Source organism: Vibrio chagasii, assembly GCF_024347355.1.
GTDB lineage: Bacteria > Pseudomonadota > Gammaproteobacteria > Enterobacterales > Vibrionaceae > Vibrio > Vibrio chagasii.
This window is the reverse complement of record NZ_AP025467.1, coordinates 106,724-119,812: the sequence shown is the minus strand read 5'-3', so window position 1 is coordinate 119,812 and position 13,089 is coordinate 106,724. Positions and strand designations below refer to the sequence as shown.

Below are 13,089 nucleotides of genomic sequence, written 5' to 3'. Positions count from 1 at the left end.
GGTGAAGCATGAAAGTACGCTCTACTGTCTCAGCGGATGTTTCTAAGTCTGTGATATGGATAAACTCAACAGACTTAAATTCAACGATTAAGGCAATCAAGATCCACGAAATTCTGGTAAAGGATATTGGATACGATGATAGCGGCATGCTAGAGGAGAGTGACCGCGGGGAAGGGGTGTCTATTTCTGTTTGTGATACTACCGAAACGGTCAATGCCCTCAGAGAATCTTATAAGTACGCCAAAAAAGAGGCGGCAAATACCCTAACGACTGAACATCACAAACACCTGGCTGCTGAATACCTCGCAATGTTTTACGATTGATCTCTATATCGACATAACAAATTAACATGCTGCCCCCCAACCCAGCACCCGCCCCTCATTCGTGAGGGGCTTTTTCTATCCTGGTAACTCTCCCTTAACAGGCCATTGCATTTCCTACGCAGTCCGAGGCCCACCCTCACTCCCGCGGTTACCTTGCTGCCACACTAATGCTCATTCTTCGCAGAGAGTGGCTAGTGTTCGTACCTCACACCGAGAAGCATCAATAGACGGCATAGCTCGCGCCAGCAAAAAAGACGCTGTCACGAACTATGAAGAACCTCTATTGATGCAAACCAATTTGTTAGCTCAAGGCTGAATGCCCACCAGCTGCTATATCAATGCCAACCAAAAAGACGGTTGTCATAGATACAGCAGCATAGCTGATGGGCATAACGACTGGCTTCGCCATCTAAAAGCATTTCAACGCTTTTCTTAACGGCTTCGCCTAAAAAGCTGACCCTCTTCGAGCCCCATTGTGTCTCCTTTGTCCGGCGCAAAGTCAACATATTTAATTAGATATAATTATTGCTAGTTTATGGTAATTAATTAGCGGTTTGATATAATGAAAACAGTTGGGAAGCATAGGGTTAACCAACAAATTTAGTGCTTGGGGGCATGTATGAGAAATCAAAAAGATATCGACTTAATCTATAAGAATAACGTACACAACGGCATGATATTCAGCGGTGTGAAACACGTTATGGTAATGACCAATCGCGGTACGGGCTTTCAAGCAATCGATGAGCTGCCAAAGGACACCTATGACCGAATGCTAAAAATGGCTAATAAAAAAGAAGAACAGAAGATCAATGAGCGCCTATTACGCCCAATTATCGAAAAGTACAACTTGCACGGGCTGAAGAATACAGCGCAGTGGCGTAATTCTCTGGACTCACTTGTCCAGTTTTGTTCGTTTGGTGTTGAAAGCTCTGTACTGAAGCGAATTAAAGCGGATCTAATTAATGCTGGTCTTACTTTCAAATATCAATAGGGAATTGAACATGAAGTTTTCAAACTTAAAACCAGAACAACAAGTTTGCTTGGCGTGGACTTCTGCACTTATTAATGAAGAGGGAACCATCTTTTTTGAAACGTGCAGTGGGTTGATGGGTAATTACCCATGGCTGCCTCATGATAATCCGGTCGACAACCTGAAACATATACTAATGAACTGGTCGCTTGATCCAACCTGGGAGCGTTACGGCAGCTTTATCCAAGCCACGGATTTTGATTACCTTGGTATTGATACCGCTGAGCGACTAAACGAAAAGGGCGATCATTTCCTTGCAAATCTGGTAGGGGGCTGGAGCTTTAAACTTCAGTTTAACCGCCTGTCATGTGGTGTTGAGTTGCACACTACAGATGAAGAACTTGCCAACGATTTGATTGGGTTAATTATCGCTAATATGGAAACGGACGACTACAAAGATGCCGCCAGTCGTAAGAACAATAATAAGCACGTTTACGCCAACAAGAGCCGATGCTGTATTTATATTGCTAGTGAGAAAGAGCACAGACAGCTACAGGGGATAGAAGTCATTCTTGACCATGAAGCACAATGGTTGGAATATGCTTTTGATGGGAGGCATTATTTAGGTGCTCGCGAGTTGGTGAACATGCCTAAAATAATAAGCAGCATGCACAGGTAAAAAATGAAGCCGATAATGCCCCTCCGTTGAGGGGCTTTTTTATTTCTTGGAAGTCCCAGACTCTCCACTAATAGGCCATTGCATTTCCTACGCGTTCCGAGGCCCACCCCTCCCGCGTTACCTTTGCTGCCCCTCTATCGCTCGTTCCTCACTGAGAGTGGCTCATGCTCGTCCCTCGCAATGATGAAAGCTCAATAGGATGCAGAGCTCGCGCCAGCCAAAAAGACGCTGTCACGTGCCCTGCAGGAGCTCCTATTGGTCTAAAAGATATTTGTTAGCTCAAGGCTGAATGGCCATCAGCTGCCATATCCCTGCCACCCATAAAGACGGTTGTCATGGATAGGGCAGTATAGCTGGTGGCCATAAGGCTTGGCTTCGCCAACTAAAAGCGTTTTCAACGCAATCCTTCACGGCTTCGCCTAGATTGCTGACCCTCTTCGAGCCCCATTGTGTCTCCTTTGTCCGGCGCAAAGTCAACATATTAAATTAGATATTTTTATTGCTAGTTTATGGTAATTATTCGGCAGTTTGATATAATGAAAACAGTTGGGGAAACATAGGGTTAACCAACAGAATTAGTGCTTGGGGGCATGTATGAAACACCTATTCAATATCGATTTCTCTTCTTCTTCACTGACTGACTTTGTGGGTAACGAAGTCAGCTCTGCTTCGCTTGTGATTCAGGACGAAGGGCTAACCGTACATCTTGAATACAGCCCTGTGCCTTACCGCTCTAGAGTCGTATTCGCAGGTACAATCGGAAGTCTGCGATACAGCGATGATCACTTGCGTATATGGCTGATAGAGAATGGTGCGGATATGAAGCTGATTAATTTCTACCTTCAGGAGCACGTTCTAGCGTCATGTGCCGATGATTCTGGGACCTGTACGTTGATCGCCAAAACTGAACAAGGTGATGCATTTACCTACAAGGTTAGCGATGAGTCTGAAGCTAATATGTTGGGCACCTTCATGTATAACCGAGGGTGGATAATCAATGGCGTAGAAATGGACATTGTGGATTATGAATTTAAACGTGAGACGCCTGAGCTTGAGGCTCCTATGAACGCAAATCTGTTACCGTGAGGTGTGTAAAGTGCTGATAGAATTAAAAAAAATAAGAAGATCTGGAAGTCGAACGATATGGGAAACGAAAGTTTTAGGCCGTGATGTTGAAGTTTGGAAAAAAGAGGGAGAGGAACCTCAAATAATGGACCTGGCGCTAAGTTTTTCTATGTATGATAGTGGTATATCACTTAATGAATTCATTGAACCTGTTTTAAAAGCAGATGCCGGAGAACAGCTGATTATCCCTTCGATTCCGTTATGTGTTTCGTTAAACTATTGTGAGCGGAAACTAAATAATAATCTTACTTGTATGATCGGTTTAGCCCAACGAGAATTAGACTCATATTTAATGTTAAAGATATATGGTAAACAGCGAATTGAAAGTATTCTAAAGAAAATACATAAGCGAATAGAGCTTCGAAATATTAGATCAAAGAAAGTTAACAATCATAATCTGGATTTACTATACACAACGAGATTAGAGCGTAGATTATTATCCATTCTAACCCGCACAACAGAAATATATTAAGGCCAGTTTATGGAGTTAACCAGCGTGATTACAAGAAGCATGGTAAAGATGTATGTGGTTGAGAAGTATAAGCACGATCGTCTTTATGGTCGTAGCGCAAAGAACGGCTGGGATGATGGTTACGGGGATAGAATCGTTGATCGCTATTTTGAGGATTGTATCGCAGGTAAACGGTCGGCAATCAGTCGACACGAAAGCGCGACCGCTTCATATGAGACTGTCGACATGAATCGTGTACTACAGCACTACGCTCAGAACTTAACAAATGAAGAGCTTGAAACCGAATATTTGAACTTGAAAGTCGCCCTAAATTCGGACGCCATGAAGAACGTTACCATTGATCACCTGAAAGAAGATGAGGCGTTAATGCGAAATTGGGCATCAAACAACGTATATCACTCATTGCTAAAGCAGCAATTCCGGTTGCGCATATCCCATGGATACAAGCCAACTAGGAAGGTAACCGGTACCGCCCCCGTTCGCTTCAATTTGGCAATCCAATAATTAAATGCTGACCCCCAACCCAGCACCGCCCCTCATTCGTGAGGGGCTTTTTCATGCCTGGGCGCTCTCCATTAACAGGCCATTACATTTCCTACGCACTCCGAGGCCCACCCCTCCCGCGTTACCTTTGTTGCTCTCAATGCTCGTACCTCACAAGAGAGCAGAGCGTTCATACTTCACGCTTAATGAAACCAATAGGGGCATAACAAGGGCCAGCTTAAAAGACTGCTGTCCCATGCTATGCAGATTCCCTATTGGCACTAAATGAATTTGTTTGCTCAAGGCTGATTGCCTCACCATCCCGCATGAGTAATGCCAACGGTAAAGCACATTGTCATTACTCATGCAGTTGAGCTGGTGGTCAATAATGATTGGCTTCGCCATCTAAAAGCATTTCAACGCAATTCTTAACGGCTTCGCCTAAATTGCTGACCCTCTTCGAGCCCCATTGTGTCTCCTTTGTCCGGCGCAAAGTCAACTTATTTAAATACATATAATTATTGCTAGTTTATGGTAATCATTTGGCGGTTTGATATAATGAAAACAGTTGGAAAGCATAGGGCTACCAACGGTTTAAATGCTTGGGGGCATGTATGAGTAATAGAAATATTGAAGAAGCTACGTATTCGGTCAAAACGTTTGCACACCTTACGGATTGCCACACTCGCGAGACAATAGAGTGTGCCACTCATGAAGAGGCTAAAGAGCGACTTGCTGAGTTCTTGAAGGAACGTGTATGTGCGAGCATCTACCTCAATGATGGTAGGCACATCGAAAGCAATTACCCAAACCCTTACGCGCTATCTCTCGAACTGCGCTACACCGCCAATAAAGTTTGGAAGAATGGCACTGAGGAAGAAATCAAAGAGCTGATTTCGAAGCAAAAATATTAATCCATAACTGGATCACCTGGCTTACGCAGTCAGGTGACAAAACTCTCCCTTAATAGGCCATTGCATTTCCTACGCACTCCGAGGCCCACCCCTCCCGCGTTACCTTTGCTGACACTCTAACGTTCGTACCTCACTAAGAGTGTCTAATGCTCGTTCCTCACATTACTGATTTAATAGGGGCATCTGAAGAGCCAGTTCAAAAGACTACTGGCACTACAGATGCAGAACCCTATTAAAACAAAAGCGTCTATTTGCTCAAGGCTGTTTAACCACAATCCGGCAAATGAAATGCCAACGATGAAGCGCATTGGCATTCCACCTGCAGATCGGCTGGTGGTCAAAGTGACTGGCTTCGCCATCTAAAAGCATTTGTAACGCAATTCTTAACGGCTTCGCCTAAATTGCTGACCCTCTTCGAGCCCTATTGTGTCCCCTTTGTCCGGTCCAGTGTCAACATAATTAATTGACTTTAATTTTCAATATTAGATGCTAATTTATGGTAATTTACTTGCTACAGTACTATAATAACTACAGTTCAAGAGTTTGAGGAATCGCTTAGAACTCAATCATTTAATATAAGTCTTGGGGGACTACGTTATGCCTATCGATAAGAATTTTGCTCACAAACTACCTTGCGCACAAGGTGAACAGTTCAAGCCATTTTACTCTATCAATGTACCAGCTGAAATCCTGGTAAAACTTCTTCGCATTGATGACAAAGGTTCAGTGCTTAAGCGAAGCCAGCGAGAAGTAAATATGAAGCGAGCTCAGGCTTTCGCGGATTACTTAATCGACAATTACAAGCGCTTTTATATCATCCCAACGGTTACTGGTGTAGTTAGCGCGAAGTCTAATAAGCGACCAGAATTCGAACCAATTGCGGAAGGTGCAAAAGTGGGGCACTTATGGGTGTCTATGTGTAACACAATAAAGTTGTTTGATGGTCAGCACCGCATGACGGGTATTGATATCGCGCTAGAGATGTTCATTGATAAGTTGGATGAACTTGGCTTCGATTTGGCCAACATCGACATCCCAGTAATGCTGTATACAAATCTAACACTGAAAGAGCGTCAACTTGGATTCACGGACATAAACCAAAACCTTGCTAAACCACAGCAAAGTATTAGCGATGCGTTTAATTCTCGTGACCCTCTACCAGTATTGGCCCGTCAACTGGCTGAGCAATGTGTTGCCTTTAAGGACTGCGTAGACTTTGAACACAATACAATTACCAAGGCGAGTAAATACTACTTCCCACTAAAAGCAATCAAGGACGTTAACCAAGTGCTGCTAGGCTTGCCAAAGTCGGTTAAGGAAATCAGCGAATGCAAAATCGACCTAGCTAACCAGTTCTGGACGATCGTGAGCCGCGAAATGGGTTGGAGTGGTTTGGCCTTCAACGATGAAACGCCGGACGTGGTACGTAACAAGAATATACTAACTCACGTTGCTATGCTTAAAGCAGTAGCAGTGGCAGGGTTCGCAGCTATGGAACATTTCGGTTCCCTTGAGGCGGTAACCTGGAGCAAGTTGGAAAGCCTGAACTACAGCCGTGACAAGGATACCTCTGATTTCACTGGCCGAATCATCGACCCGATTACTGGTAACATGGTAACGAATAAGGCCGCAATTGACCTTGCTGCGAATAAGCTACTGGTGGCTCTTGATGTGCCATTAAGCGAAGAGCGTAAAGCTCATGAACTGAAATACTTCCCCCAAGAAGTTGAAGAGGTTGTTAACGAAGCTGCATAAACCTCTTGTGATGGCCTTCTACCTGAAGGCCAATCACTTACCTGGCTCTGAGTGAGCCAAGATTTGCACTCCATTATCAGGGATTCTCCCTAAGCATCACCGTGGCCCACCCACCATGCTTTACCCTAGTTCATGAAAGCTCGTACCTCACTTTTCATGAACGAAATCAAAAGATGAAATGCCACAAAATTTGCAACGAAGATGCCAACGAAAAAGAATGTTGTCATCCTCGATGCAGGGCATTTTGTGAAAGCTTTTTGTTTAGCTCAAGGCTGCTTGTCCACCAACTGCATTATCAGTGCCAACGGTAGAGCACATTGTCACAGAGAATGCAGAATTGCTGGTGGCCAAAAGGTTGTAAGGCTTCGCCTTATCTAAAAGCATTTCAACGCTTTTCTTAACGGCTTCGCCTAAAAAGCTGACCCTCTTCGAGCCCCATTGTGTCTCCTTTGTCCGGCACAAAGTCAACTAATTTACTTTCAATATATCAGTGTTAATTTATGGTAATAATCTGAGGTTTTGCTATACTTTAAACAGTTGGAAAACATACTGTTTTATCAACGGACATGCTTGGGGGCATTATGAAATTATCAGCAACAATCAATAACTACTACAGCGTTAACGGCAAACTAATTGGTACGGTTGGCGAAAACAATATTGGACTTACAAAAGGGCGTTTCTTTAGCGTAAAGACAATACAACAAACCGATGGCGCACATTACTGCGAACTGGGAATTAAATACATTCTTGGAACGAAAGGAGAGAAGCCACTGGGTGACATCTTGAAAGAGAAGTTGCAAGCGCTATGTTGTGAGATTCATGTTGGATCAGCAATTGGTAAAGCTCACCATGTTGCTAAAGAGTTATTAGGTCGCAAGTTCAAAGAGCCAACGCTTAAAGAGATCAAACAATACAAAACTTGCACAGTATCTAGATATGAATGGAAGGTTATGGGGCGCTCAATCATGATACAACAGACAGCATACCCAACCACTCAGCACAGTGAACTTGAAGTATTGTAAGGGCAGGGCGTGAGCCCTGTTTTGCTCTCCACTATCAGGCCATTGCATTTCCTACGCGTTCCGAGGCCCACCCTCATTCCCGCGATTACCTTTGCTGCACACTAATCCTCATGCTTCGGAAGTGTGCTAGCGCTCGTACCTCGCGCTTATAATGTCAAATTGGGCGCAAGCATAATGCCAGCTAAAAAGACTGCTGTCATGATGCTTGCTGATTCCCAACTTTGCCCAATTTTTTATTTCGCTCAGGGCTGCATGCCAAGAGGTTCACATTCACAGTGCCAACGATAAGGCGCATTGTCACAGTGAATGTAGTTGAACCTCGAGGCATAATGATTGGCTTCACCAGCAAGAGCTTTACTGCTTTTCTTAACGGCTTCGCCTAAAAAGCTGCCCCTCTTCGAGCCCTATTGTAACGGATTTATCCGGACTAATTGCAACTATATATATGCTGTAAATTAATTAAATACAACGGAACATTTTGCATGTTTTGAAGTAAAATAAAATTCTAAGTTAAACAAAAGTACAAAACACGAGTTACCATAAACTAGCGCAAATTGTGAAAGTAGGAAAGGAGGCTAATATGAACGTTGCTGTGTTATTTGTTAGAGTTTTAGCCTTGGCTGAATTTTTGTCTTTCACATTGGACAAGTTGGGATTCTCAACATTAGCTGACGGCTTTACTGTTCTTGTATTGTTGGTTGCTTTAGTGGATGCATTTGGAATTTTGGATCGCCTTATTCGATTCTTCAAAAAGCACAAAGCACTAATTTTTGCATTAACCCTATGGTATACGTTACTAGCTGTAGCCATTGCAGCTAGCTAACGACTCTCCAATTAAAAGGGTCAGCCACCCTTGTCATCACCGAGGCCCACCCTCCCTGACTTACCCGTTTGCCAAATAACACAACTCGGAACTCGTTGTATTTGGCGGCAGCTCGAAACTCGCTGAAAGAGCTGCAAATACGCATTTTGATCGCCAAACAAAAGAGCCGTTTGTCAGTCGAAATGCAGTTGTATTTGCACACAATAAAAGAGAAGCTCAAGGCTGCTTCTGTGTTTGATGCAATAGAATTGCCAACGATAAAGAGCATTGGCAAATCTATTGCAGAAACAAACAAAGAAAATGATAAGGCTTCGCCTTTCTTGTTTTTTTATGCACTTTTTTAACGGCTGCGCCTAAAAAGTGAAACCCTCTTCGAGCCCCATTGTGTCTGGTTTGTCCGGCACAAAGTCAAGGAATTTAATTCCAAGTAAATGGTGCTAACTTGTGGTAATTTTCAACGAGTTAGGTATAATTAAAACAGTTGAGAGAGATACGCTTTTTCACTAAATATGCTTGGGGGCATTATGAACAATTCAGCAATTATCAATAAATTTTACATTCACAACAACAAGCTTATCGGCGTTGTTGGCGACAATAATCTTGGTCTTGTAAAGGGTCGCTTTTTCAGCATTGAGTTTGTAAAGCAGGTTGAAACTGCTGTGTATTGCGAGCTTGGTTTCAAATACGTTTTAGGAACAAAAGGGCAGAAGCCACTAGGCGATGTTTTAAAGGAAAAGCTATTTCCGTTAACAGTAAATCGCCAAAACGGTTCAGCAGTCGCTAAGGCACAGGCAATTGCCGCAGAGATGACAGGGGAGCATGTTGAGCCAACTTTGGTTTCTACAGTGGAACACAAAACTTGCACAGTATGTAACTACGTATGGCGCATCTTAGGACGCAAAATTGAAATGGTTGAAACCAAATCCAAACTTGCTCCTACAAGCGAAATGTATTTCATCTAGGCACGAGTAAATGGGATCACGGATCCCATTTACCACCTGCCTACCGCTTCTTAGGGGGACACCCCCGACAGCTCGGCCCCAGCCAATCCCGTCCACCCCCGCTCAAAAATGAAATCTAGTCCTTGACAACGATTATTTTTTCTCTAAAGTCAGGCGAAGCCCTTTTAATTTTTTAATTAGTTTTAAGTTTAAAATATTTTAATTATAAAGAAGGGGCTGATGAATTTTTTAACCCCAATTCTAGGCATCTACCATTATTTATTACTGGCTTTATACTGGTTAAACACTGGTTTAAATGAATATTCCAATGCCGGTATTTATCTTATTTTATCCTCTCCGTTTGCTTTTTTCTCATTATATTCTCTTGGTACACCATTAAAACACCACCATTTCTCCAGCAGTTATTGGTGTTAATTAGATGGCGTTTGAGTTCCATGTAAATAGACTAGGTATGGCAGGACCCCGCCTGATTCTTTTAGCCCCAGTCATTGTTATGGAAGAGTGCTTTTTATTAAGTTGAACGTTTTTTAGCTCTTCTTTGAAAGCTCAGGCATGCATTGAATGTTATTCAAGAACTCTGATTTGATACGAGTGTTACTCTTTACTTGCAGCGTCATTTCTATGCGTCTTGTGTGAGTACTTTTTTGCTATGAAATCATAAAGGTCACTAAATTTTAATGTGCAGTATCAGTCAACAATCGCACTTTCATTCAGATCTATTCGTAGGTCATAGTTTGATTAGGCCAAGTGAAAATGGTTTTAGTGTTGCAGGTTAAGTAGAACGAAATCAGCTATCGATTGACTGCTTAAGAGGCTCTTGATTCAGTCACAAGGTGAAATATCTACGGAGTATACGAAGGAAGTTTTGGTTGTTATATTTTGCTTATTATACGAAGTAAAAAAGACGAAAAACCGCTCAATAATAACTCCTTATCGTACGTCGTATTATATACATTATGTTAAATGTTGAATGAGTGTAATGTTGTACACCAACTCTTCTTTGAATTTCTTATATTATTTAATTGAACATAAGCTATTTACCATAAAATACGTTATATGTATTTATTCAGTAAACTGAATAAACACATATAACCTTGTTAGACAAAAATCGAGTTAAGAGTCTGCCTTATTTTTTCTTCATCGACCTTTTTCTTTGACTTGTTTAGGTGTTTAATTTTTTTGAATTTCAAGTTGTGTATGTAGCAATGTGAGAGACCTGTTTTCCTGACGATTGCCGCAGCATTTTTTTCTGCTTTGATCATCTGGTTCGCTAATTCAATTTTCTCTTTTGGAATCTTTGAAATGAACAAAGAAAGGTTTTCATTTGACGCCTGTTTGCGTACGTTGGCATATGACTTGTTTAAGTTCTTTGCGATCTCCTTTGTTGGAAGGATGCCAGCTTTCTTTCTCAAGTATTCAAGTTCATGATTATTCCACATTCAACATTTCCTCCCAAACAAGTTTCCTCTTTACACCTTCCGGTAATTTTTTCCTGCCGTTTCTATTTTCAGAAAATGGTTTGTTTTCATTTGGGTTATGCTGCCAGGATAGCAGTTCGGGCTTGTCTACCTCAGAGATTAGGTCTTCAAGTCGAAAGTAGATAGATCCTGTGTTGCAACCTTTAACCTCAACGAATCGCTTCCCCGTTTTTTTAACGAAATAGATGGAAAAAATTCGGTATTTGCTGCCTTTTCCCCACTGTTTTAGAAGCTCTATATCAGCAGTCAAAAGCATCATTTCCTTATGTGTTTTCACCTTCACTTCCTTTGAATAGAAAAATTAAATCTTTTGATATATATTACTTGTGTGGATAAAAAACAACAATCAGATGAGGCGTATTATGTTAGAAAAAAATGATGATTCAATCATCTACATCGGGATAGATGACGGCAACGCTCAGTTTAAGGTTTCTTCAAAATTGATAAACACAACCTTCCCGACACATATCGAACGAACCAATGATCGATTTGTAACATTGGATCCAAGCTTATCTCTTTCAAATTCTGGCCCTAGTCTATGTAACTTTGTTTCAAGCGTTTCCGGCCAGAGCTATACAATTGGTGATGTTAAAGACCCCATTCCAAGAAATACTGATTTTGCATTCACCGAGCCTTCACAGGTATTGCTTCAGCATGCACTAAATCAGTTTGGTGATAGCTTAGACAAACGTAAATTCATACTTTGTACCGGTATGCCCTTACGTCAGTTCTTCAAAGTTGACGGCACAATCAACACAGAAAATGTACATAAAAAAATGAAGTCTATGCGTGACTCATTTGAATTGACCAATGGTACTAATCAATCTAATAGCCGCAAAAAAAATATCATCTCCCTGCTAGTTCAACCTGAAGCTTTGGCTGCATTACGAACTTATCTATTTAAAAGAGATGGTGACGGTAAGCTTGTACTAAATGAAGACTATGTTGGTAAGACAATTGCAGTTGCTGATCCAGGCGGCAAAACAACTGACATTGCAGTTTTTGTTGATGGCACAATCGATATGGACAGGTCGACTACAGTTAATATCGGTTTCAATAACTTAGTAAAGAAAGCTACCAATTACCTTTATGACTTGGGGTTCAGCCATGCCACTCATGAGCAAGCTAGAACCTTGATTGATTCAGGAAAAGTTAATGTGAAAGGTGTCGAACAAGACCATTCAAGTTGGGTTAATAGCGCACGAAAAAAACTAGCTGAAGATATTTTCGAGCAGGTCAAAAACACTTTGTCTGATGGCTTAGACTTGGATTTAATCCTTTTTATTGGTGGTACTATCAATGCATTGGAAGAAGAGATACGTCCATTAATCGAGCAGTACTATGGCGGTGGCCATAACTATGAAATTCCAAAAAATGCAGATCGACTCAATGCTATTGGTTTGGAATTATTTTCTGAAGTTTGGTACCAAAATGCGACTTCTAAATCTTAAGCTTTAGGTTGGTGCGCAATGACTGAAATTTTGAAGCATACGCTAACTTTGAACTTCCCTAGTGCTGCAGTTGTTGAAAGCTTCATGTCTGATATGGATAGCAATGAATCTGTTCTTAATGAGCTAATTTCGCTAGGCTCCTTGATCGATTCAGAGCCTTCAAATGAAGTTGAATATTATGCCAACTTAGTTTTACCAAAGGAGTATCTAGTATTTGATTGGAACACGTCTCCTATAGATTCAGTCTCGGAACGTAAGACTCGATACTCGTTAGAACTCCGTAGGCACAGCCGCTTCCACAAAGGGTTGTTTCATCATGTTGATAGCTTCAATGGTGCAGATACAAAGTATGCTCGGGGTCTGACTAAGCTTATCAATCAATACATAGCTCTCGCTGTTGGTTATTTGAGAAACAGAGTTGGGGGTATTGAGTCGGATAAAAGTGTAAGCTCAATTGTTTCAGCTTTGCATCAAATCAATGACTCTATTAAAAATATGGGCATAGCGCCCGTATTTGAACCATCTACAGTTGGACCTCAAAAAGATGGTGAGGCGGGAATTTCAGAGTCCGTGGATGTTAATGATTTTGATATGAGCTCCCTACTTCCTTAAAGCAAAAAGGCCACCTAGTG

At 41.8% G+C, this 13,089-nt stretch carries 17 protein-coding genes; 15 read left to right on the top strand and 2 right to left on the bottom strand.

The genetic code is table 11. The annotated features are described in order from the left end of the window. The first annotated feature begins 8 nt into the window (after nucleotides 1-8). The 13 genes from OCV52_RS24450 to OCV52_RS24390 all read left to right on the top strand — a co-directional run bounded on the left by OCV52_RS24450 (nucleotide 9) and on the right by OCV52_RS24390 (nucleotide 9,528). The gene (locus tag OCV52_RS24450; protein ID WP_240700652.1) at nucleotides 9-323 is read left to right on the top strand and encodes a hypothetical protein; all 315 of its coding nucleotides are present in this window, start codon (nucleotides 9-11) and stop codon (nucleotides 321-323) included. A 619-nt stretch (nucleotides 324-942) separates the two neighbouring features. Next, nucleotides 943-1,314 (top strand): hypothetical protein, encoded by a 372-nt coding sequence (locus OCV52_RS24445; RefSeq protein WP_137406519.1) that lies wholly within the window; start codon nucleotides 943-945, stop codon nucleotides 1,312-1,314. Nucleotides 1,315-1,324: 10 nt separating this feature from the next. Then, complete coding sequence (locus OCV52_RS24440) at nucleotides 1,325-1,972, top strand: hypothetical protein (protein WP_137406520.1); 648 nt, start codon at nucleotides 1,325-1,327, stop codon at nucleotides 1,970-1,972. A 594-nt stretch (nucleotides 1,973-2,566) separates the two neighbouring features. Beyond that, nucleotides 2,567-3,058 carry a hypothetical protein gene (locus OCV52_RS24435; RefSeq protein WP_137406521.1) on the top strand — a complete coding sequence of 164 codons (492 nt, stop codon included), beginning with the start codon at nucleotides 2,567-2,569 and terminating at the stop codon, nucleotides 3,056-3,058. A 10-nt stretch (nucleotides 3,059-3,068) separates the two neighbouring features. Beyond that, a complete protein-coding gene (locus OCV52_RS24430) occupies nucleotides 3,069-3,569 on the top strand; it encodes a hypothetical protein (protein ID WP_137406522.1) in 501 nt (166 codons plus the stop codon). 24 nt (nucleotides 3,570-3,593) lie between these two features. After that, nucleotides 3,594-4,073 (top strand): hypothetical protein, encoded by a 480-nt coding sequence (locus OCV52_RS24425; protein WP_137406523.1) that lies wholly within the window; start codon nucleotides 3,594-3,596, stop codon nucleotides 4,071-4,073. 593 nt (nucleotides 4,074-4,666) lie between these two features. Then, entirely contained in the window at nucleotides 4,667-4,966 is a 300-nt protein-coding gene (locus OCV52_RS24420) for a hypothetical protein (protein ID WP_137406524.1), read from the top strand. A gap of 219 nt (nucleotides 4,967-5,185) precedes the next feature. Then, nucleotides 5,186-5,329 carry a hypothetical protein gene (locus tag OCV52_RS24415; RefSeq protein WP_170222409.1) on the top strand — a complete coding sequence of 48 codons (144 nt, stop codon included), beginning with the start codon at nucleotides 5,186-5,188 and terminating at the stop codon, nucleotides 5,327-5,329. A 234-nt stretch (nucleotides 5,330-5,563) separates the two neighbouring features. Then, nucleotides 5,564-6,721, top strand: a complete 1,158-nt coding sequence (locus OCV52_RS24410) for a DGQHR domain-containing protein (RefSeq protein ID WP_137406525.1) — start codon at nucleotides 5,564-5,566, stop codon at nucleotides 6,719-6,721. A gap of 581 nt (nucleotides 6,722-7,302) precedes the next feature. Further along, nucleotides 7,303-7,743, top strand: a complete 441-nt coding sequence (locus tag OCV52_RS24405; RefSeq protein WP_137406526.1) for a hypothetical protein — start codon at nucleotides 7,303-7,305, stop codon at nucleotides 7,741-7,743. A gap of 580 nt (nucleotides 7,744-8,323) precedes the next feature. Beyond that, nucleotides 8,324-8,566: a hypothetical protein gene (locus OCV52_RS24400; protein ID WP_137406527.1), complete on the top strand. Its 243-nt coding sequence runs from the start codon at nucleotides 8,324-8,326 to the stop codon at nucleotides 8,564-8,566. Between the two features lie 101 nt (nucleotides 8,567-8,667). Next, nucleotides 8,668-8,910 (top strand): hypothetical protein, encoded by a 243-nt coding sequence (locus tag OCV52_RS24395; RefSeq protein ID WP_137406528.1) that lies wholly within the window; start codon nucleotides 8,668-8,670, stop codon nucleotides 8,908-8,910. Nucleotides 8,911-9,090: 180 nt separating this feature from the next. Continuing rightward, nucleotides 9,091-9,528 carry a hypothetical protein gene (locus OCV52_RS24390; RefSeq protein ID WP_137406529.1) on the top strand — a complete coding sequence of 146 codons (438 nt, stop codon included), beginning with the start codon at nucleotides 9,091-9,093 and terminating at the stop codon, nucleotides 9,526-9,528. A gap of 1,097 nt (nucleotides 9,529-10,625) precedes the next feature. On the opposite strand, the gene OCV52_RS24385 is transcribed toward OCV52_RS24390, so the two are convergent. Both OCV52_RS24385 and OCV52_RS24380 read right to left on the bottom strand, forming a co-directional pair. Continuing rightward, entirely contained in the window at nucleotides 10,626-10,967 is a 342-nt protein-coding gene (locus OCV52_RS24385) for a hypothetical protein (RefSeq protein ID WP_137406530.1), read from the bottom strand. Further along, complete coding sequence (locus tag OCV52_RS24380; protein WP_137406531.1) at nucleotides 10,957-11,283, bottom strand: hypothetical protein; 327 nt, start codon at nucleotides 11,281-11,283, stop codon at nucleotides 10,957-10,959. The genes OCV52_RS24385 and OCV52_RS24380 overlap by 11 nt, the downstream gene beginning before the upstream one ends. An 85-nt stretch (nucleotides 11,284-11,368) precedes the next feature. Between OCV52_RS24380 and OCV52_RS24375 the strand changes: the two genes are divergently transcribed. Both OCV52_RS24375 and OCV52_RS24370 read left to right on the top strand, forming a co-directional pair. Then, the gene (locus tag OCV52_RS24375) at nucleotides 11,369-12,457 is read left to right on the top strand and encodes a ParM/StbA family protein (protein WP_170222410.1); all 1,089 of its coding nucleotides are present in this window, start codon (nucleotides 11,369-11,371) and stop codon (nucleotides 12,455-12,457) included. Nucleotides 12,458-12,475: 18 nt separating this feature from the next. After that, complete coding sequence (locus OCV52_RS24370; RefSeq protein WP_137406533.1) at nucleotides 12,476-13,069, top strand: hypothetical protein; 594 nt, start codon at nucleotides 12,476-12,478, stop codon at nucleotides 13,067-13,069. The last annotated feature ends 20 nt before the right edge of the window (nucleotides 13,070-13,089 follow it).

What these genes read in the sequence shown, in the direction of transcription:
- OCV52_RS24450 (WP_240700652.1), top strand. Translation starts at nt 9, where the DNA reads ATGAAAGTACGCTCTACTGTCTCAGCGGATGTTTCTAAGTCTGTGATA.
- OCV52_RS24445 (WP_137406519.1), top strand. Translation starts at nt 943, where the DNA reads ATGAGAAATCAAAAAGATATCGACTTAATCTATAAGAATAACGTACAC.
- OCV52_RS24440 (WP_137406520.1), top strand. Translation starts at nt 1,325, where the DNA reads ATGAAGTTTTCAAACTTAAAACCAGAACAACAAGTTTGCTTGGCGTGG.
- OCV52_RS24435 (WP_137406521.1), top strand. Translation starts at nt 2,567, where the DNA reads ATGAAACACCTATTCAATATCGATTTCTCTTCTTCTTCACTGACTGAC.
- OCV52_RS24420 (WP_137406524.1), top strand. Translation starts at nt 4,667, where the DNA reads ATGAGTAATAGAAATATTGAAGAAGCTACGTATTCGGTCAAAACGTTT.
- OCV52_RS24415 (WP_170222409.1), top strand. Translation starts at nt 5,186, where the DNA reads ATGCAGAACCCTATTAAAACAAAAGCGTCTATTTGCTCAAGGCTGTTT.
- OCV52_RS24410 (WP_137406525.1), top strand. Translation starts at nt 5,564, where the DNA reads ATGCCTATCGATAAGAATTTTGCTCACAAACTACCTTGCGCACAAGGT.
- OCV52_RS24405 (WP_137406526.1), top strand. Translation starts at nt 7,303, where the DNA reads ATGAAATTATCAGCAACAATCAATAACTACTACAGCGTTAACGGCAAA.
- OCV52_RS24400 (WP_137406527.1), top strand. Translation starts at nt 8,324, where the DNA reads ATGAACGTTGCTGTGTTATTTGTTAGAGTTTTAGCCTTGGCTGAATTT.
- OCV52_RS24390 (WP_137406529.1), top strand. Translation starts at nt 9,091, where the DNA reads ATGAACAATTCAGCAATTATCAATAAATTTTACATTCACAACAACAAG.
- OCV52_RS24385 (WP_137406530.1), bottom strand. Translation starts at nt 10,967, where the DNA reads ATGTGGAATAATCATGAACTTGAATACTTGAGAAAGAAAGCTGGCATC.
- OCV52_RS24375 (WP_170222410.1), top strand. Translation starts at nt 11,369, where the DNA reads ATGTTAGAAAAAAATGATGATTCAATCATCTACATCGGGATAGATGAC.
- OCV52_RS24370 (WP_137406533.1), top strand. Translation starts at nt 12,476, where the DNA reads ATGACTGAAATTTTGAAGCATACGCTAACTTTGAACTTCCCTAGTGCT.